This is a genomic window from Sphingomonas sp. CFBP 13706 (genome assembly GCF_014842355.1).
Lineage (GTDB): Bacteria > Pseudomonadota > Alphaproteobacteria > Sphingomonadales > Sphingomonadaceae > Sphingomonas > Sphingomonas aerolata.
In genome coordinates this window covers 36,954-55,507 of the sequence record NZ_JACYVM010000002.1, presented here as the reverse complement: position 1 = coordinate 55,507, position 18,554 = coordinate 36,954, and the positions used below count along the sequence as shown (strand labels likewise).

Here is an 18,554-nt window from a genome sequence, read left to right as displayed (position 1 = left end):
CGCCGCTCGCTTCGCGGGTGTGGGATCAGACGCCCGGCGACGGTGCCATGACGCGGGGCGCAGCGGCCGGATCCCCGCCCAGACCGCGTGCTTCCGCCATGGTCCGGGCGATCGCAGCAGGTACCGGGTGCGAGAAGAAGAAGCCCTGGAGATGGCTGGCCCCCGCCAGGCGCAAGGCCTGGACCTGCGCCTCGGTCTCGACGCCCTCGGCGATGACCCCGATGCCGAGCGCGCGGCCCAGACTGATGATCGAATGGACGATCGCCGCGCTTTCGCGCTCGCGGCCCATCCCCTCGATGAAGCTGCGGTCGATCTTCAGGCAGTCGAGCGCGAAGGTGCGGATGTTGTGCAGGCTCGAATAGCCCGTCCCGAAATCGTCGAGCGCGATGCGGAACCCCATGCGGCGCAACGCGCCCAGCGTCTCTGCCGCACGCTCGGCATCGTCGAAGATCGCGGTCTCGGTGATCTCGATCTGCAACCGGCTGGGATCGACCCCGGCACGGCGGACGCTCTCGCTGACATAGTCAACGAAATGGTGGCGCCGGAACTGCCGCGGGCTGAAATTGACCGAGACATACTGACCCGGCCACTGCGTCAGGACCGCGAGCGCATTGCGCAGCACCCAGTCGCCCAGGTCGTGAATGAGGTTCGATTCCTCCGCGATCGGCATGAACAGGCCCGGGCTGATCGGGCCGTAAGCCATCGTGTTCCAGCGCAGCAGCGCCTCGAACCCGACCACCTCGATCGATTCGCGCGACACGATCGGCTGGAACACCAGGCTGAGCTCGTTGTTCGCGATCGCTTCGCCAAGCCCGCTTTCGACCCGCCGGCGAAAGCGGATATCCTCGTCCATGCTCTCGTCGAACACGCGCGCCATGCGTCGACCGCTTCTTTTGGCATCGTTCAGCGCAAGGTCGGCCCGCCGCATGACGTCGACCGGGTCGCTGCCCTGCCCGCCATGCGTCACGACCAGCCCGGCCGAGGCGCCGCCCTGGACGGAACTGCCAAAGACCTGGAGGCTGACCGAACAGGCCGCGATCATCCGTTCGCAGGCGAGCAGGGCGCTGGTCTCGTCCCCAGTGCTGAACAACACGCCGAATTCGTCGCCGCCGAGCCGCGCGACCAGCGCGCCGTCGGGCGAGGACCGGCCGAGGATCGCGCAATTCTCGCGGATCAGCGCGTCGCCGGCAAGATGCCCCAGCGTGTCGTTGACCAGCTTGAACCGGTCGAGATCGATCATCACCGTCGCGAACCACCCGTCCGCGCGGGTGCGTTCGGCAAGCGCGCGGAGGAACGCCAGCCGATTGGGCGCGTCGGTCAGCGAATCATGTGTCGCCAGATGGATCGCACGGCTTTCATTGGCCGCCAGCTCGGCAGCCCGGACCTCGAGCTGCGCCACCTGCCGCACGAGCGCTGCACGCACCGCGTTGCAGTCATGGTCGAACTGCCAGCGCTGCGTCAGTGCCAGCGCGGTCTGGCGCAACTCGGCGCCGACGAACGGCTTGGCGATATGGAAGACCTTGTCGACCGGCCCGGCCACTTTGGCGATCCCGGCGAGCGAGGCACCGTCGAGCGCGGTGACGATCACGAAATTGATGTCGGGGTCCAGTTCACGGATCCGGCGCGCCGTCTCGCAGACGTCGAGCCCCGACGCCATCTGCAGATCGAGGAAGGCGACCGCGAACGGCGCGGGCTCGGCGATGGCGGATTCGACCGCGGCGATCGCGTCGATGCCGGTCCCGACGGAGGTTATCGAAAATGCGTCGGCCTGCGGGTCAGCCGCCGCTGGTTCCGTCCCGAGAATCGCACGGGCGTAGTCGTCATGAACTCCGGGTTCGTCGTCGACAATCAGAATACGCATCGGACACCGTTCCTCGCGATACCTGACCCCGCCCGTATAGGCGGTTTTCCAGGCCTTATCGCGCGGCCCGGTGGGTAGGCATCTGTAATTAATATGACATGAAGGCCGAGCTTCCCGACCCTCCGACCGAGTCACCAAGCGCTTGGCCACCAAGGATAATCGCGCCGAGCGGGCCGGCATTGCCGCCGAGTGCCGGCGGTACGACGAACGTATCGACCAGCGTCGGCTCGGGCAATGCGATATACCCCCCGAGACTGCGCGTCAGCGCGGCACGGACCCGCGGTAACAGATGGCCGGCGCCCATTACCCCGCCACCGATGACGATCCTGCGCGGAATCCCGGTGAGCACGAGCGTGTGGCACAACTGGCCAAGCGCCTCCGCGACGCCCGTCCAGACCGGATGATCGGCGGGGGCCTCATCGGCGGGATGGCCGAGCCGCGCGGCGATCGCCGGCCCCGACACGAGTCCCTCGAGGCAGGCGCCGTGAAACGGGCAACTGCCGATCCAGTCGTCGCCCGGCGTTCGGACCGGCCGGATATGCCCGAGTTCCGAATGCATCAGCCCGTCGACCGGTCGATGCCCCGCGATCAGCCCCGCGCCGACCCCGGTGCCGACGGTCACATAGGCGATGTCCGCCAGGCCCTGCGCCGCACCCCAGCGCGCCTCGGCCAGCGCCGCGCCGACGACGTCGGTATGGAAGCCGGTCGGCACCGCATAGCGACGCTGCAGGCGCCCGGCGACGTCGGTCCCCGCCCAACCGGGCTTGGGCGTCGAGGTGATCTGGCCGTAGTCACCACCGCGCCGATCGATCCCGACCGGGCCGAAGCTCGCAATTCCGATCGCTACGAACCCGCTCCAGCGGTCGAGCACGGCTTCGATCGCGGCGAGCGTCTCATCGGGGCGAGTTGTCGGAATTCGTACGATTTCCTCGATCGCATCGGGCCCTCGCGCCAGGATACAGATGCACTTGGTCCCGCCAAGTTCGATCCCGGCCACCAATGGTATTTCGCTCATCCCTGTCCCCAAACCAATGCTTTGGCTGCAGCAATTCGTCCGGCGGGGCAGATCCGTCAAGTTGCTGTAATTTACTCCATGTTAACAACATAAGTCTATCGCGCAAGTCGACTCGTTGCGCATAATGCTGGCGACTGGAGCATAGAAATGCGGGCGTATGAAGAGGCGGCACGGCTTGATGCATTGCGCCAATTGCGCCTGCTCGACACCAGCGCCAGCGAAAGCTTCGATCGCATCACCCGGATGGCGGGCCAGATCTTCGGGCTGCCAATCGCCGCAATCTCGCTGACCGATACCGACCGGCAATGGTTCAAGTCGCGCGTCGGGATCACGCACGACCACATCGCGCGGGCCAAGGCCCCGTGCGCGGAGGTCGCCGAGACGACGCAGGGTCTGGTGATACCCGACCTGGCGGCCGACGGCTTCTATGCCAACAGCCCGCTCGCGCAGTCCGGCATCCGCTTCTATGCGGGTGCGCCGCTGATCACGCGGGAGGGCCATGGGCTCGGGTCGCTCTGCGTGCTGGGCGCCGAACCCCGAACCGCCTCGCCCGAGGAGCTTGCCGCGCTGACCGACCTTGCGGCGATGGTCATGGCACAGATCGACCTCCAGCATGCGGTCGGGCGGGTCGATCCGGTCAGCGCGCTACCCAACCGCTTCCGGTTTCTGGAAGATCTCGACGATCTCGCGCGTGACACGCCCGGCGAGCAGCGCTTCGTCGTGCTGCTCGACCTCGCGCGTGCCGACCAGCTGAATGCGCTGATCCGGGTGATGGGCGCCGGCTATATCGAAACGCTGGTCAAGGAATCGGCGCGGACCTTGCGCGAGCAACTGGGATCCGCACGAACGCTCTATCACGTGGCCGCGACCCAGTTTGCCTTCCTGTCCGCGCCGGGTGCGACCATGCCCGGCTATCTCGACGTGGTGAGCGCCGGGCTCGCGGTCAGTGCCGCGGGCTCGATCGCGCGGTTCGTGACGACGATGGCGGCCGGGATCGTCCCCGTGACGCTGGGTGCGATCCGGTCGCAGGAAATCCTGCGCGCTGCCCACAGCGCCGCACAGGATGCGCAGGCCAAGGACAGCCTGATCAGCGTCTATGCGACGTCGAACGATTCCGAATACCGGCGCAATATCGTGCTGCTCAGCGCGTTCGGCACCGCGCTGGAGGACGGCGCGTCGCTCCGCCTGGTCTATCAGCCGCGGATCGACCTTGGATCCCGTCGCTGCGTCGGGGCGGAAGCGTTGCTGCGCTGGAACGACCCGACGCTGGGCGACGTATCGCCCGCCGAGTTCATCCCGATCGTCGAGCGGACCACGCTCGCCAAGCCGACCACCGCATTCGTCCTCGACACCGCCCTGCGTCAGCTGGCGGCGTGGCAGGCGTGTGGCGTCTCGCTGCCTCTGTCGATCAACATCTCGGCGACCAATCTCGACGAGGACGGACTCGTCGCGGCAATCGCCGCGGCGCTCGACACGCACAATGTCGCGCCCGACATGCTCGAGGTCGAGGTGACCGAAAGCGCGATGATGGAGAATTCGGCGCAGTCGCTTGCCAGGCTCGAGGCGCTGGCGGCGACCGGGGTCCGCGTTGCGATCGACGATTTCGGGACCGGCCACAGCAGCCTGGCCTATCTCCAGACGCTGCCCGCGAGCGTGGTCAAGATCGACAAGTCGTTCGTCGACCCGCTCGACACCGACGACGCCCGCAGCCGGACGGTGATCGCGACGATGATCTCGCTGTCGAAAAAGCTCGGCTTCCGCGTGGTGGCCGAGGGCGTGGAGTCCGTCGGCGCCGTCGACACGCTGACGCGGATGGCGTGCGACGAGGCACAGGGCTATGTCTTCGCCCGCCCGCTCGAAGCGCAGGACGTCCTGCCCTGGATCGCGCGGTTCAACGGCGACGACCAGATGCCGCCATTGCCCCACCGCGAGGCGGCCTGAGCCGCGGCGCCCTTATTCGACGGTGACCGACTTCGCCAGGTTGCGCGGCTGATCGACGTCGGTCCCCTTGAGCACCGCGACGTGATAGGCGAGCAGCTGGACCGGCACCGCATAGACCAGAGGCGCGATCAGCGGGTGGACCTTGGGCATGGTGATCGTCGCCATGCAGCCCTCGCCCGCCGCCTGGATGCCGTCATAGTCGCTGATCAGCACGACCTTGCCGCCGCGCGCCATCACTTCCTGCATGTTGCTGACGGTCTTGTCGAACAGCGGCCCCGACGGTGCGATGACGATGACCGGCACATGCTCGTCGATCAGCGCGATCGGGCCGTGCTTCATCTCGCCCGCGGCATAGCCCTCGGCGTGGATATAGCTGATTTCCTTCAGCTTCAGCGCACCCTCAAGCGCGAGCGGGTAATCCGTACCGCGCCCGAGATACAGCACGTCGCGCGCACCCGCGACGGTGTGCGCCATCGCCTCGATCGCCTCGTCATAGGCGAGCGCGCCGTTGAGCGCGGCGGGCGCCTCGGCGAGGTGGCGGACGATCTCGCGCTCCTGCTCGCGAGTCAGCAGACCCTTCGCGCGCGCCAGATTGGCTGCAAGCGCCGCGAGCACCGCAAGCTGGCAGGTGAACGCCTTGGTCGAGGCGACGCCGATCTCGGGGCCGGCATGCGTCGGCAGCAACAGGTCCGCCTCGCGCGCCATGCTGCTGGTCGGCACGTTGACGACGACCGCGATCTTCTGCCCTTCGGCCTTGGCATGGCGCAGCGCCGCCAGCGTGTCCGCGGTCTCGCCCGACTGCGAGATGAACAGCGCGAGGCCACCCTCTTCCATCACCGGCGCGCGGTAGCGGAACTCGGACGCGACATCGAGGTCGACGGGCACGCGCGCAAACTGTTCGAACCAGTATTTGGCGACCATGCCCGCATAGAAGCTCGTCCCGCACGCGACGATCGTGACGCGCTTGATGGTCGACAGGTCGAATTCGGGGATCGGCAGCGAAACCTCGCCCTCCATCCGCTTCAGATACGAGCGCAGCGTCTGCGCGACGACGATCGGCTGCTCGTAGATCTCCTTCAGCATGTAATGCTTGTGATTGCCCTTCGAGATCACCTCGCCGGTGATCCCCGACAGCGTGATCGCGCGCTCGACGGGCGCGTTGTCGCGGTCATAGACCTGCGCGCCGTCGCGCGTCAGCACGACCCAGTCGCCCTCGTCGAGATAGGCGATACGCTGAGTCAACGGCGCGAGCGCGAGAGCATCCGAGCCGAGGAACATCTCGCCCTCGCCGTGGCCGACGACCAGCGGCGAGCCGAGCCGCGCGCCGATCAGCAGGTCGGGATGCTGGCGGAAGAGGATTGCTAAGGCGAACGCGCCGTGCAGCCGCGGCAGGATCTCGCGCACCGCCGAGATCGGATCACTGCCGGCCTCGATCTTCTCGCTGATCAGGTGCGCGACGACTTCGGTGTCGGTCTCGCTGGTGAAGGTCCGGCCGCGCGCGATCAGTTCGTCGCGCAGCGGTTTGAAATTCTCGATGATGCCGTTGTGGACGACCGCGACCTCGCCGGTGGCGTGCGGATGCGCGTTGTTGGTGGTCGGTCCGCCATGCGTCGCCCAGCGCGTGTGCGCGATCCCGGTCCTGCCCGGCAGCGGATGCGCGGCGAGCTCGTTCGCCAGGTTGACCAGCTTGCCCGATGCGCGCCGGCGCTCGATCGCGCCGTCATGATCGGTCGCGATGCCAGCCGAGTCATAGCCGCGATATTCGAGCCGCTTGAGACCGTCGAGCAACCGCTCGGCAACCGCATCATTGCTCAGGATTCCCACGATGCCACACATGCTATCTATCCATTCGTCTTGTCGAGCGAGGCGTGCGACACGCTCCGCGTGATCCTGGTCCGGTTCGGGTATCGCGCGCGATCGGTCGCGCGGGAGTTCACCGTCTGGCAGCTTTGCGGGCCACCATCATTTCGCGGAACCGCGCCGCCCAGCCGGGCTTGTCGACCTGGGGCGGACGGACGAGCGCGAGTGCGTCGGCGTCGACGTCGCGCGTGAGCACCGACCCCGCCGCGACGATCGCGCCGCGGCCGACGGTCACCGGCGCGACCAGTGCTGAGTTCGAGCCGATGAACGCGTCCTCGCCGACGACGGTACGGTATTTGAAGTAACCGTCGTAGTTGCAGGTGATCGTGCCCGCGCCGATGTTCGCGCGCGCGCCGATCTCGGCATCGCCGATATAGCTCAGATGATTGACCTTCGCGCCGACGCCAATCGTCGCCTTCTTTACTTCGACGAAATTGCCGACGCGTGATCCGGCGCCGAGATCCGCGCCGGGCCGCAGGCGCGCGAACGGGCCGACGTCCGCCTTTTCGCCGATCACCGCACCCTCGACATGGCTGAAGGCATGGATGACCGCGCCATCCGCGACGCGAACGCCCGGGCCGAACACGACATTGGGCTCGATCGTCACGTCGCGGCCGAGCAGCGTATCGTGCGCGAACCAGACCGTGTCGGGCGCGATCAGCGTCGCGCCGTCCGCCATGGCGGCGGCACGGCGCGTCGCCTGCCAGGCCGCCTCGACCGCGGCGAGCTCGCCGCGGCTGTTGACGCCCGCCACCTCGGCGTCGCCCGTCTCGATCACCGCCGAGGCCCGGCCGTCGGCGGCGGCGAGCATGACGATGTCGGGCAAATAATATTCGCCCGCCGCATTGTCGTTGCCGACGCGCGCGAGCAACGCGAACAGGTCGCACGAATGGACCGCCATCAGCCCCGAATTGCACAATGTCTCGGCGCGTTCGGCGTCGGAAGCGTCCTTATATTCGACCATCCGGTCGATCCGGCCGGCGGCATCGGCGATGACGCGGCCATAGGCGCCGGGATCGGCGGGACGGAAACCGAGCACGACTGCGGCGGGCGCATCGTCGCCGTGCAACCGGTCGATCATCCGCTGCATCGTCGCGGCGGTCACGAGCGGGACGTCGCCATAGAGGATCAGCACATCGCCCTCGAACCCGGCCAGCGCATCGCGCGCCTGCGCCACGGCGTGGCCGGTGCCGAGCTGTTCGGCCTGCAGCGCGGTGGCAATCCCGAGCGGGGCGACCGCGCGCTCGACCTGCTCGCGCCCGGCACCCGTCACAACGACGGTGCGCGCCGGGTGCAGCGTCGCCGCGCTCGCGACCAGATGGTGCAGCATCGGCCGCCCCGCGATCGGGTGCAGCACCTTGTGCAGGTCGGACTTCATCCGGGTGCCCTTGCCGGCCGCCAGGATGATCACCGCGATGGACTGGTCGTGCATATGCGTCGTCATGGAAGGACCGCTGCCACGAAAGCCTTGCCAATTCCATAGCCGCGCTGGCAGGCATCACGGCGATGACGCATTTTTCATTCGATATCGTCGGGTTCGATCTCGACGGCACCCTGCTCGACACCAGCGGCGACCTGACCGCGGCGGTCAATCATGCACTCGCGCTTGCGGACCGGCCGGCGCTGAGCGTCGAACAGGTCAAGCCGATGATCGGCGGCGGCGCGCGGCACATGCTGAAACAAGGGCTGACCGCGACCGGCGGCTATGACGAGGCGATGCTCGACCGGCTGCACGCCGCGCTGCTCGCCTATTACGAGGCGCATATCTGTGTGCTGACACGGCCCTATCCCGGGGTGATCGAGGCGCTCGACGCGCTGGCGGCGCGCGGCGTGACGATCGGGATCGTCACCAACAAGATCGAACGATTCGCGCGCACCGTGCTCGACGAACTCGGCCTGACCGACCGGTTCGCCTGCATCCTCGGCGGCGACACCATGGCGGAGAGCAAGCCGTCGCCGATGCCGATCCACGAAATGGTGCGCCAGTGCGCCGTGGTGGCGGACGCGAAGCGCGCCGGGGCGCAAGGTGCCGCCCCCCGCGCGGCGTTCGTCGGCGATTCGATCTTCGATATCCAGGCGGGACAGGCGGCAGGGTTGCCGACGATCGCGTGCAGCTTCGGCTTTCTGATGCAGCCGGTCGACGAGCTTGGGGCAGAGGCGGTGATCGACGGATTCGATGCGCTGATCCCCGCGCTCGACGACCTCGCCCGGCGCACCGCAGCGTGAACGGCCGCGACCGCGACCTGACCGGGTTCTTCAAGATCGCGCTGGCGCTGGCGATCGTCTTCGCCGTGACGATGGCGCTGCTCCCCAAGCCGCCGCATCTGCCGATCGACCCGTTCGGCGACAAGTTCCAGCACATGCTGGCCTTCGCGACGCTCGCGGCGCTGGCGTCGTTCGCCTATCCGGCGGCGCGCGGACGCAAGGTGCTCGAGCGCCTGTCCTTCCTTGGCGCGATGGTCGAGGTGGCGCAGTCGATCCCGTCGCTGCACCGCGACTGCGACATTGGCGACTGGATCGTCGACACGATCGCGATCGCCGTCGTCGTCGCGATCATCGCGATGGTGCGGCGGACACGGCCGCCGCGGCTGCGCACGCTGCACTGATCCTCCGCGCGGGCGCTCAGGCCTTGCGCCACTTCGTCCACAGATGCCGCGCGAGCATCGCCGGCGGCATCCGCAGCGCGTGCGACCGGACGTAGAAGGCCAGCCGCGTGACCGGGCGGGTCGGCCGCCCCCAGCCGTCGCGCGCGGTCAGCCGCCGCACATAGAGGCGGTCGCTGCTCGACGTCCGCCCCCCGGCAAACAGGCCGTCGACGAGGCGCAGCGCGCGCGCGACGGGGAGGCGCAGACCATGCCGCGCCGCCTTCTCTGCAAGCCCCTCGGTGCCGAACTCCTCGACCAGACAGCGAATGTCCCACAAATTGCGCAGGCCGCCCGCCAGGTCGCCATCCGCGAACAGATGCGCGGCGGCATGGACGATCATGCCGTTGGGCGACAGCGTGCGCAGGCCGTTGCCGAGCGGGACGCTGTCCGCGATCAGCCGCGCGGGATCGGGCGTGACCCGCGCGGTCAGCGGCAGGATCGTGTGATGGACGTCGATCATCCGGTCGCGCTCGCGGTGGATCAGCGGCGGCAGTTCGTGCATCCAGCGCCGGTAATAGGCGTCGTCATACGGATCGGGCTTCACCCATTCCCACCCCGCGCCGAGCACCGCCGCCTCGACCCGGTCGAGCGCCGCCCGCGGCACGAGGATGTCGAGATCGCCGATCGACCGGCCTTGTCCCGCCATCAGTCCCGCTGCGGCATAGGCCGTCCCCTTGAGGAGCACGACCGGGCAGCCGAGCGGCGCAAGCGCACGCCGCGCCATCTCCGCCTCCCACAGCGCCGCGCGGCGGCCCTGTTCCGCGGCGGCACGTGCATCGCCGAGGATCGCTTCGACCGCGTGCGGCAGCGGCAGGCCGTCGAGGCGCAACGCCAGCGTCCCGATCAGCTGTTCCGCCCGGGCGATCGTCAGCAGGCTGGTCCAGCCTTCCGCGTCGAGCGCCATGACGCGTCCCGGATCGGCGAGCGCGCGGGCGAGCAGGCGTGCGTCCGCCGCCACGGTAGGCGGGAGGTCTGTCACAGCGCTGCGCATAACGCCTCGACCTGCGCGACCCCGCTGGCGCCGTCGGGATAATCGATCGCGACCGCGGGGACATCAGCGATCAGGCGGGTCATCGCGGTGAACCCCGGCTCGCCGAGCGCGACATAATTGGTCGAGGCCTGGGTCATGCGCACGAACGCCTCGGCGGGCGGCACCTGCCGGACCGCCGCCGCATCGCCGTAGCGGGGAAACAGCAGCAGGGCGGGGGCCGCCGGCTGATCCATCGCGGCGATCGCGCGGGCGTCGGGGACCATGTGGCGGATATTGCCCTTCGGAGTCGCCGCCATCAGCGGCCCCATCCGCGCGTCTGGCCAGGCGGCCTCGGCCGCAAGGATCGCGGCATTCTTCAGGCTGATCAGCCGCGGAAACGCGTGGAGCAGCCCTGTCGCGGGGTCGAGCAGCGCGAATTCGTCACCCATGAACCGCCAGCCCCGCGCTGCGAGCAACGTCGCCAGTGTTGATTTGCCCGCACCCGATACCCCGGTCATCAGCACCGCCCGGCCATCGCGTTCGACCGCAGAGGCATGGAGCAACAGGTGGCGGCGTGCGCCGAGCGCCATCTGGAGGTTCATCGCCATTTCGGCGGCCAGCAGCCCGTGCCGCAGCGGCAGCGGCGCGGCCTCGGGCAGCATGTAATCGCCGCCGATCTCGACCGACGGGCGAAGCCACCGCCGCCAGGGTCGACGTGCAAAGAGCCGGACGGTGTAATCCGCCACCCCGTCCTGCGGCGCGGGATAATCGCGGTAGAGACTGCGCAGCTGATCGATCGGCGCGCGCCAGTCCGATCCGATCCGGAACCCGATCGGACCGATCCGCAGCGCGAAGGCGTGTCTCACGACGTCGCGACAAGCCCGGCGGCGACCAGCTCGTCGAGCCGCGCGGCCAGCGCCGAAGCTGTGGCGTCGGCGAGATCATAGTCGTCCGCCAGCCGGTCGAGCAGCGCGCCCAGCGACAGCCCGGCGTCGCCGAGGATTGCCAGGATCTGCGGCGCGGGCTCGGTCAGCAGGTGAGTCATGCCCGATCGCCGGTGATAGACCGCGGTGAACGCGTCGAGCGGCACGACGACCAGCCCGCCCGGCGGGTCGGCGCGGTAGATCGGCCCCGGTGCGGCTGTGTCCACGGCCTCAGCCGCGCGGCATCTGCAACGAGGCGAAGCAGGTGAAGCCGCCCTGGCCGCGCTGCAACCGGCGGATGTAATTTACATAGGCGCGGCTGCGTTCGGAGTCGGTGCCGGGCAGCTGGCCGCCGCTGTTGAGCACGCGCCGGACCTCCTCGCCCTTGAACGGCCGACTGGCGCCCGCAAATGCGCCCTTGGTCCCCGATGGCACGATCTTGCCCTGCGCATCGATGAAGCTGCCCGCGCGGCCCGCATCGGGCACCGGAATGTCGCAATTGAGCACCGATCCCGCGGTCTGCGCCAGCGCCGGACGGATCGACACGACCGCAGCGGCACCGACCGCGCCGAGCGTCAGGACGCGGCGGCGCGACGGCGTCGTCTCGATCGGATCGGTGTCGGGGCGCGTGTCGTCGCTCATCGGGTCTCCGCTAGCATCATGCCCTTTCACAATCATGAACCTCGCGCAAGCAACCGGGCCGTGCAGGGGGCGATGGGGCCGGCGCTGTACCGCTGCGGGACGGGCTGGCGCGCGGGGCAGCGAATGGCCTAGACACGCGCGCATGTTGACCGGATTTGGACTGCGCACCTTTTGGGCGATCATCGTGGCCGGCGGCGCCGCAATCGCGGTATTCGCGATCGGCACGTCGATCCAGGCGGGGCTGGTCGCGCTGGTCGGCGGGATCGCCGCCGCGCTGGTCGCAGCCGGGACCGGGGACGAGCCGCCCGCCGCCGCGGATCCCGCGCCCGTCAATCCGGCGATCCTCGACGAGACGCTCGACCTGATCGTCGAGCCCGTGCTGCTGGTCCGCGACGGCCGCGTCGTGCTCGCCAACCGCGCCGCGCGCGCGCTGCTCGGCGAACACATCATCGGCGACGATGCGCGCGTCGCGATCCGCCACCCCGCCGCGGCCGAAGCGCTGTCGTCCCCCGCCGCGCTGGGCGAGACGCCGCCGATCGAGCTGGTCGGCCTTGGCACCCGCGACCAGCGCTGGGAAATGCGCGTCGGCGAATTGTCCGACGGGCAGCGCATCGTCCATCTTATCGACCAGACCGGCAATTACGCCGCCGAACGGATGCGCGTCGATTTCGTCGCCAATGCAAGCCACGAACTGCGCACGCCGCTCGCCTCGATCCTCGGCTTCATCGAGACGCTGAGCGAGGAAGCGGGCGAGGATCCGGCGATCCGCGCACGGTTCCTCAAGGTGATGGACGACGAGGCGAAGCGGATGCTGCGGCTGATCGAGGACCTGATCTCGCTCAGCCGGATCGAGGCGGAGAAATACCGCGTCCCCGACACGCCGATCGACCTGGCGATTCTGGTCGGCGACGTGCGGGCCGAACTGGCCGACGGCGCGGGCAACCGCGGCCTCGATCTGGTCGCAACGATCGAGCCCGCCGTCCCCCCGGTGTCGGGCGACCGCGTTCAGCTGTCGCAGATGTTGCACAATCTGGTCGGCAACGCGATGAAATATGGCCGCGCGGGGACGCCGGTGACGATCACCCTGGCACGCGACGTGACGGGCATGGTCAGGCTGGCGGTGCGCGACGAGGGCGACGGCATCGCCGCGGTGCACATCCCGCGGCTGACCGAGCGATTCTACCGCGCCGATGCCGGGCGCAGCCGTTCGCTCGGCGGCACCGGACTGGGGCTGGCGATCGTCAAGCATATCGTCGAGCGGCATCGCGGGCGCCTCGACATCGCGAGCCAGGTCGGGGTCGGCACGACGGTCGCGGTGATCCTGCCGCCGGCCGGTGCCGGCCCCGCCAATTCGTCGCGTGTCATCAAACGGTAACGCGACTGTCACACAGGATCCGGTCTAGCCGCGCTATCGGGCAGGCATGACGGGAATTGACGTGCAGCGTTTCGGGGCGATTTCAGGACTGGCGGTCACGGCACTGGCGGGCGCGACGCTGATCGGCGGATGCGTCGATCAGGCGAATGGCGGCGGCGCGGGTTCGCGTGATCAGATCACCGCGGTCGGATCGTCGACGGTCTACCCCTTTACGACGATGATCGCCGAACAACTCGTCGCCAACGATCCTGATGCCAAGGCACCGGTGATCGAATCGACCGGCACCGGCGCGGGGATGAAGCTGTTCTGCGCAGGCATCGGCGCCGGCCATCCCGATATCGAGGATGCGTCGCGGCGGATGAAGGCGAGCGAGTATAAGGACTGCGCCGCCAACGGCGCCGGCCAGATCCTGGAAATCCAGGTCGGGATCGACGGCATCGCCTTTGCCGAGGCCAAGAACGGCCCGAAGATGCAGCTTACCCCGACCGACCTGTATAAGGCGCTCGCCGCCAGTCCCGGTGGCCGGCCCAACACCGCGCGCGTGTGGCGCGACGTGAACCCCGCGCTGCCGCCGGTGCCGATCCAGGTCTATGGCCCGCCCGCGACCAGCGGCACGCGCGACGCGCTCGCCGAGCTGATCCTGACCAAGGGCTGCGAGGCCAGCGACCCCAGCGCCAAGCCGCTCGCCAAGTCCGATCCCGATGCGCACAAGGCGCTGTGCACGCGCGTCCGCGAGGACGGGATGTATGTCGATGCGGGCGAGAACGACAACCTGATCGTCCAGAAACTCCAGTCCAACCCCAATGCGATCGGCGTGTTCGGCTACAGCTATCTTGAAGAGAACAAGAACGACGTGAACGGCGTCGCGATCTCCGGTGTCGAGCCGACCTATGCGACGATCGCGGACACGCGGTATCCGGGGTCACGCCCGCTCTACATCTATGTGAAGAAGGCGCATCTCAGCGCGATTCCGGGGCTGCGGACGTTCCTGAAACTCTATGCCGCCAACTGGAGCGCGACCGGGCCGCTGGTGAAGCGCGGCCTGATCGCCGCGCCACCCGCGGTCCAGGCCCGGTCGGCGGCGATCATCGCCAACGAGACGATCCTCGACCCGGCGGTGCTGTCGTGATGCACTACTGGAACACGACCGCCACCCCGAAACCGGCGGAGGCGGCCTGATGTCGGCACTCGCCCTCTTCTTCCTCGTTCTCGGGCTCGGCCTGATCGCGTGGCTGAGCGCGCGGATGCGCGCCGCACGGTTCCGTAAAGGCAGCACCGCGCGGTTCAGTTCGCTGCCCGCGCATCACGGCTGGTATGTCGCGCTGTGGACCGCGATCCCGCCGCTGCTCTTCCTGGTCGGCTGGTCGATGGTCGCACCCGCACTCGTGACCGACACCGTGCTGGCCAGCCCCGCCGCGGTGCAGCTGCCCCCGCCCGGCTTCGACCGGGCCTCGATCCTGTCCGAGGCGCGCAGCCTGGCGGAGGGACGAAGCTTCGGCGCGTTCCACGAACTCGCGCGCGTCCTGTCGCCAGTCTATGCCGCCGCGCAGTCGCGCTACGACTGGATCGCGACCGCGCTCGCGCTGTTGCTCACCTTTGCCGGCGGCGCGTTCGCGTTCCTGCGCGTGCGGCCGGGCTTCGGCGCGCGGACGCGGGTCGAGCGGATCGTGATGATCCTGCTGCTCGGCGCGTCGCTGATCGCGATCCTGACCACGGTCGGCATCGTCGCCTCGCTGCTCTACGAATCCGCGCGCTTCTTCTCGATCGTGCCGATCACCGACTTCCTGTTCGGCACGCACTGGAGCCCGCAGGTCGTCGACGCGCGTGATCCGGGCGCGTCGCTCGGCGCGGTGCCGTTGTTCTGGGGGACGTTCTTCATTGGCGCGGTGATCGCGATGATCGTCGCGATCCCGTTCGGGCTGATGAGCGCGATCTACCTCACGCAATATGCCGCCCCGACCACGCGCAAGTGGATGAAGCCGATCCTCGAGGTGCTCGCGGGCGTGCCGACCGTCGTCTATGGCTATTTCGCCGCGCTGACGGTGGCGCCTGCGGTGCGCGATTTCGCGGTGTGGATCGGGATCAGCTGGGCCTCGTCGGAGAGCGCGCTGGCGGCCGGGCTCGTGATGGGGATCATGATCATCCCGTTCGTCTCGTCGATGGCCGATGATTCGATCGCCGCGGTCCCCTCGTCGATGCGCGACGGCAGCCTCGCGATGGGTGCAACCTCGTCCGAGACGATCCGCCGCGTACTGCTCCCCGCCGCGCTGCCCGGCGTGGTCGGCGGCGTCCTGCTCGCGGTCAGCCGCGCGATCGGCGAGACGATGATCGTGGTGATGGCCGCGAGCGGTGTCGCGACGCTGACGCTCAACCCGTTCGCCAGCACGACGACCGTGACCAAGCAGATCGTCGACCTGCTGACCGGCGAGGCCGAGTTCGACAGCGCCAAGACGCTCGCCGCCTTCGCGCTGGGGCTGACGCTGTTCGTCGTCACCCTGCTCCTCAACATCGTCGCGCTGACGGTCGTGAAACGGTACCGCGAAGCCTATGAATAGCGTCACCCCCTTCATCGGTACGCCAGACGCTACGGCCTCGGCGAAGCCCGCCACGGCGCGCGTGCCGACCGACTGGACCACCAAGGCGATGCAGAGCCGCATCCGCCGCCGCTATGCCGCAGAGCGCCGGTTCCGCCTCGCCGGGCTGGCCGCGGTCTGGCTCTCCGCGGGGTTCCTCGCCTTCCTGCTGTCGTCGATGCTGTGGCAGGGCGCGAGCGGGTTCGTCGAGACGCGCGTCGCGCTGCCGATCGATTTTGCCGCCGCCGCACTGCCGATCGAACCCGCGCGGCTGACAAGCCGCGGCGCCGATCTCGCGCTCGCCAGCGCCGGTCTCGAGGGTGCGGTCGACAGCGCGGCGACGCGCGCGTTCGGCAAGGATGGCGAAGGCCTGTTGTCGGACGGCGCGTGGGTGACGGTACGCGATGCGCTCAAGGCGGATCCCGGTCTGCTGTCACGCAAGACGGTAATCGCAGTGCCCGTCGCCAGCCCGGTCGACATGGCCGCCAAGGGCGACGGCCCGCCCGAGGCGGAGGCGGTCGTTGCCCGGCTCAAGGCGCGTGGCGTGCTGACGCGCGGGCTGAGCATGACGTTCCTCACCACCGCCGATTCGACCGATGCGACGCGGGTCGGCATCTGGGGGGCGTTCAAGGGTTCGCTGCTGACCATGATCGTCACGCTGCTGCTCGCCTTCCCGATCGGTGTCCTGTCCGCGCTGTATCTCGAGGAATATGCCCCGAAGAACCGCTGGACCGACCTGATCGAGGTGTCGATCAACAACCTTGCCGCGGTGCCCTCGATCATCTTCGGGCTGCTCGGGCTCGCGGTGTTCCTGGGTACCTTCGGGATGCCGCGATCGGCGCCGCTGGTCGGCGGGCTGACGCTCGCGCTGATGACAATGCCGGTAATCGTGATCGCCGGGCGCAATGCGATCAAGGCGGTGCCGCCCTCGATCCGCGACGCAGCGCTTGGCATCGGCGCGTCGCCAGTGCAGGTCGTGTTCCACCATGTCCTGCCGCTCGCGCTGCCCGGCATCCTGACCGGCACGATCATCGGCATGGCGCGTGCACTCGGTGAAACAGCACCGCTGCTGATGATCGGCATGCGCGCGTTCATCGCCGCGCCGCCATCGGGACTCCGCGACCCTGCGACCGTGCTGCCGGTGCAGATCTTCCTGTGGTCCGACCAGGTCAGCCGCGGCTTCATCGAGAAGACCTCGGCCGCGATCATCGTCCTGCTCGTCTTCCTGCTCGCGATGAACGGCGTCGCGATCTACCTCCGCAACAAATTCGAGACCCGCTGGTGATGACCAACCACAAGATGACCGCACGCGACGTCAGCGTCTATTACGGGCAGAAGCGCGCGATCGACAATGTGTCGATCGACGTCGACATGGACAATGTCACCGCGTTCATCGGCCCGTCGGGCTGTGGCAAGTCGACCTTCCTGCGCACGCTCAACCGCATGAACGACACCGTCGCCAGCGCGCGGGTCGAGGGGAAGATCGAGCTCGACGGCCACGACATCTATTCCCCTGACATGGACGTGGTCCAGCTGCGCGCACGCGTCGGCATGGTGTTCCAGAAGCCGAACCCCTTCCCCAAGTCGATCTACGAGAACGTCGCCTACGGCCCGCGCATCCACGGGCTCGCGGGCGCCAAGAGCGACCTCGACCAGATCGTCGAGAAGTCGCTGCGGCGTGCGGGTCTCTGGGACGAGGTGAAGGATCGCCTGACCGACAGCGGCACCGCGCTGTCGGGCGGGCAGCAGCAGCGGCTATGCATCGCGCGCGCGATCGCGGTCGATCCCGAGGTGATCCTGATGGACGAGCCGTGCAGCGCGCTCGACCCGATCGCCACCGCCAAGATCGAGGAGCTGATCCACGAGCTGCGCGGCCGCTATGCGATCGTGATCGTCACGCACAACATGCAACAGGCGGCGCGCGTCAGCCAGCGCACCGCCTTCTTCCACCTCGGCACCTTGGTCGAATATGGCGACACCTCCGCCATCTTCACCAATCCGCGCGAGGAACGCACCAAGGATTACATCACCGGCCGCTACGGCTGATGGGGACGGGATCGATGAACACGCACACCGTAAAGGTCTTCGACGACGAGATCGGCCGCCTGCGCGGCCTCATCTCGCAGATGGGCGGCCTCGCCGAGGACGCGATCGCCAATGCGATGAAGGCGCTCCAGCGTAACGACGTCGCGCTCGCACGTGAGGTGCGCGCGGCGGACAAGCAGATCGACGCGATCGAGGCGGAGGTCGAGCGGCTGGCGGTGCAGATCATCGCACTGCGCGCACCGATGGCGATCGACCTGCGCGAGGTCGTCGCCGCGCTGAAGATCGCGGGCGTCGTCGAGCGGATCGGCGATTATGCCAAGAACATCGCCAAGCGCGTGCCGATGATCGAAAGCGAGCACCGGATCGATCCGATCTCGATCCTGCCCGCGATGGGCCGGATGGCGAGCGAGATGGTGCATGACGTGCTCGACGCCTTTGCCGCGCGTGATTTCGAGGCGGCGATGCTCGTCGTCGAAAGCGACGCCGCGCTCGACGATTTCTACGACAGCATCTTTCGCACGCTGGTGACCTACATGGTCGAAAATCCAAAGACGATCAGCCAGGTCGCGCACCTGCTGTTCGTCGCGAAGAATCTCGAACGGATCGGCGACCACGCGACCAACGTCGCCGAGATGGTCTATTTTGCCGCGACCGGCACCCAGATGGCCGACCGCGACCGCGGCGGCATACAGGAGTAATCGAC

At 68.3% G+C, this 18,554-nt stretch carries 17 protein-coding genes; 9 read left to right on the top strand and 8 right to left on the bottom strand.

What is annotated here, in order from left to right; all coding sequences use genetic code 11:
- Nucleotides 1-25 precede the first annotated feature (25 nt).
- Together IFS44_RS03645 and IFS44_RS03640 are read right to left on the bottom strand one after the other, a co-directional pair.
- Entirely contained in the window at nucleotides 26-1,861 is a 1,836-nt protein-coding gene (locus IFS44_RS03645) for a putative bifunctional diguanylate cyclase/phosphodiesterase (protein WP_192097574.1), read from the bottom strand.
- Between the two features lie 88 nt (nucleotides 1,862-1,949).
- Nucleotides 1,950-2,876, bottom strand: a complete 927-nt coding sequence (locus tag IFS44_RS03640) for an ROK family protein (RefSeq protein WP_192097573.1) — start codon at nucleotides 2,874-2,876, stop codon at nucleotides 1,950-1,952.
- Between the two features lie 147 nt (nucleotides 2,877-3,023).
- Between IFS44_RS03640 and IFS44_RS03635 the strand changes: the two genes are divergently transcribed.
- Complete coding sequence (locus IFS44_RS03635) at nucleotides 3,024-4,817, top strand: putative bifunctional diguanylate cyclase/phosphodiesterase (RefSeq protein ID WP_192097572.1); 1,794 nt, start codon at nucleotides 3,024-3,026, stop codon at nucleotides 4,815-4,817.
- A 12-nt stretch (nucleotides 4,818-4,829) separates the two neighbouring features.
- Here the strand turns inward: IFS44_RS03635 and glmS are convergent, their stop codons facing one another.
- Nucleotides 4,830-6,653 (bottom strand): glutamine--fructose-6-phosphate transaminase (isomerizing), encoded by a 1,824-nt coding sequence (glmS, locus tag IFS44_RS03630; protein WP_031441645.1) that lies wholly within the window; start codon nucleotides 6,651-6,653, stop codon nucleotides 4,830-4,832.
- 97 nt (nucleotides 6,654-6,750) lie between these two features.
- A complete protein-coding gene (gene glmU, locus IFS44_RS03625) occupies nucleotides 6,751-8,121 on the bottom strand; it encodes a bifunctional UDP-N-acetylglucosamine diphosphorylase/glucosamine-1-phosphate N-acetyltransferase GlmU (RefSeq protein WP_244649915.1) in 1,371 nt (456 codons plus the stop codon).
- A gap of 62 nt (nucleotides 8,122-8,183) precedes the next feature.
- On the opposite strand from glmU, the gene IFS44_RS03620 reads away from it, so the two are divergent.
- Nucleotides 8,184-8,903: an HAD hydrolase-like protein gene (locus IFS44_RS03620; protein ID WP_192097571.1), complete on the top strand. Its 720-nt coding sequence runs from the start codon at nucleotides 8,184-8,186 to the stop codon at nucleotides 8,901-8,903.
- Nucleotides 8,900-9,283 (top strand): hypothetical protein, encoded by a 384-nt coding sequence (locus IFS44_RS03615; RefSeq protein WP_342366324.1) that lies wholly within the window; start codon nucleotides 8,900-8,902, stop codon nucleotides 9,281-9,283. Before IFS44_RS03620 ends, IFS44_RS03615 begins: the two co-directional genes overlap by 4 nt.
- A 16-nt stretch (nucleotides 9,284-9,299) precedes the next feature.
- On the opposite strand, the gene IFS44_RS03610 is transcribed toward IFS44_RS03615, so the two are convergent.
- The 4 genes from IFS44_RS03610 to IFS44_RS03595 all read right to left on the bottom strand — a co-directional run bounded on the left by IFS44_RS03610 (nucleotide 9,300) and on the right by IFS44_RS03595 (nucleotide 11,857).
- Nucleotides 9,300-10,226, bottom strand: coding sequence for a nucleotidyltransferase domain-containing protein (locus IFS44_RS03610; protein WP_244180491.1), 927 nt, complete (start codon nucleotides 10,224-10,226; stop codon nucleotides 9,300-9,302).
- 71 nt (nucleotides 10,227-10,297) lie between these two features.
- Entirely contained in the window at nucleotides 10,298-11,158 is an 861-nt protein-coding gene (locus tag IFS44_RS03605) for an HprK-related kinase A (RefSeq protein ID WP_192097570.1), read from the bottom strand.
- A complete protein-coding gene (locus tag IFS44_RS03600) occupies nucleotides 11,155-11,442 on the bottom strand; it encodes an HPr-rel-A system PqqD family peptide chaperone (RefSeq protein WP_342366322.1) in 288 nt (95 codons plus the stop codon). Before IFS44_RS03600 ends, IFS44_RS03605 begins: the two co-directional genes overlap by 4 nt.
- A gap of 4 nt (nucleotides 11,443-11,446) precedes the next feature.
- Complete coding sequence (locus IFS44_RS03595) at nucleotides 11,447-11,857, bottom strand: hypothetical protein (protein ID WP_031441639.1); 411 nt, start codon at nucleotides 11,855-11,857, stop codon at nucleotides 11,447-11,449.
- Nucleotides 11,858-11,999: 142 nt separating this feature from the next.
- Between IFS44_RS03595 and IFS44_RS03590 the strand changes: the two genes are divergently transcribed.
- The 6 genes from IFS44_RS03590 to phoU all read left to right on the top strand — a co-directional run bounded on the left by IFS44_RS03590 (nucleotide 12,000) and on the right by phoU (nucleotide 18,549).
- Nucleotides 12,000-13,232 (top strand): ATP-binding protein, encoded by a 1,233-nt coding sequence (locus IFS44_RS03590; protein WP_056406039.1) that lies wholly within the window; start codon nucleotides 12,000-12,002, stop codon nucleotides 13,230-13,232.
- Between the two features lie 46 nt (nucleotides 13,233-13,278).
- The gene (locus IFS44_RS03585; RefSeq protein WP_192097569.1) at nucleotides 13,279-14,361 is read left to right on the top strand and encodes a substrate-binding domain-containing protein; all 1,083 of its coding nucleotides are present in this window, start codon (nucleotides 13,279-13,281) and stop codon (nucleotides 14,359-14,361) included.
- Between the two features lie 49 nt (nucleotides 14,362-14,410).
- Entirely contained in the window at nucleotides 14,411-15,787 is a 1,377-nt protein-coding gene (pstC, locus tag IFS44_RS03580; RefSeq protein ID WP_159511302.1) for a phosphate ABC transporter permease subunit PstC, read from the top strand.
- 88 nt (nucleotides 15,788-15,875) lie between these two features.
- A complete protein-coding gene (gene pstA, locus IFS44_RS03575; RefSeq protein WP_031395856.1) occupies nucleotides 15,876-17,090 on the top strand; it encodes a phosphate ABC transporter permease PstA in 1,215 nt (404 codons plus the stop codon).
- Nucleotides 17,090-17,851, top strand: a complete 762-nt coding sequence (gene pstB, locus IFS44_RS03570) for a phosphate ABC transporter ATP-binding protein PstB (protein WP_031395855.1) — start codon at nucleotides 17,090-17,092, stop codon at nucleotides 17,849-17,851. The genes pstA and pstB overlap by 1 nt, the downstream gene beginning before the upstream one ends.
- Nucleotides 17,852-17,865: 14 nt before the next feature.
- A complete protein-coding gene (phoU, locus tag IFS44_RS03565) occupies nucleotides 17,866-18,549 on the top strand; it encodes a phosphate signaling complex protein PhoU (RefSeq protein WP_031395854.1) in 684 nt (227 codons plus the stop codon).
- Nucleotides 18,550-18,554 lie beyond the last annotated feature (5 nt).

Bases quoted from the DNA above. Each gene is read 5' to 3' on its own strand.
- IFS44_RS03645 (WP_192097574.1), bottom strand. From the start codon at position 1,861: ATGCGTATTCTGATTGTCGACGACGAACCCGGAGTTCATGACGACTAC.
- IFS44_RS03640 (WP_192097573.1), bottom strand. From the start codon at position 2,876: ATGAGCGAAATACCATTGGTGGCCGGGATCGAACTTGGCGGGACCAAG.
- IFS44_RS03635 (WP_192097572.1), top strand. From the start codon at position 3,024: ATGCGGGCGTATGAAGAGGCGGCACGGCTTGATGCATTGCGCCAATTG.
- glmS (WP_031441645.1), bottom strand. From the start codon at position 6,653: ATGTGTGGCATCGTGGGAATCCTGAGCAATGATGCGGTTGCCGAGCGG.
- glmU (WP_244649915.1), bottom strand. From the start codon at position 8,121: ATGACGACGCATATGCACGACCAGTCCATCGCGGTGATCATCCTGGCG.
- IFS44_RS03620 (WP_192097571.1), top strand. From the start codon at position 8,184: ATGACGCATTTTTCATTCGATATCGTCGGGTTCGATCTCGACGGCACC.
- IFS44_RS03610 (WP_244180491.1), bottom strand. From the start codon at position 10,226: ATGGCGCTCGACGCGGAAGGCTGGACCAGCCTGCTGACGATCGCCCGG.
- IFS44_RS03595 (WP_031441639.1), bottom strand. From the start codon at position 11,857: ATGAGCGACGACACGCGCCCCGACACCGATCCGATCGAGACGACGCCG.
- IFS44_RS03590 (WP_056406039.1), top strand. From the start codon at position 12,000: ATGTTGACCGGATTTGGACTGCGCACCTTTTGGGCGATCATCGTGGCC.
- IFS44_RS03585 (WP_192097569.1), top strand. From the start codon at position 13,279: ATGACGGGAATTGACGTGCAGCGTTTCGGGGCGATTTCAGGACTGGCG.
- pstC (WP_159511302.1), top strand. From the start codon at position 14,411: ATGTCGGCACTCGCCCTCTTCTTCCTCGTTCTCGGGCTCGGCCTGATC.
- pstA (WP_031395856.1), top strand. From the start codon at position 15,876: ATGCAGAGCCGCATCCGCCGCCGCTATGCCGCAGAGCGCCGGTTCCGC.
- pstB (WP_031395855.1), top strand. From the start codon at position 17,090: ATGACCAACCACAAGATGACCGCACGCGACGTCAGCGTCTATTACGGG.
- phoU (WP_031395854.1), top strand. From the start codon at position 17,866: ATGAACACGCACACCGTAAAGGTCTTCGACGACGAGATCGGCCGCCTG.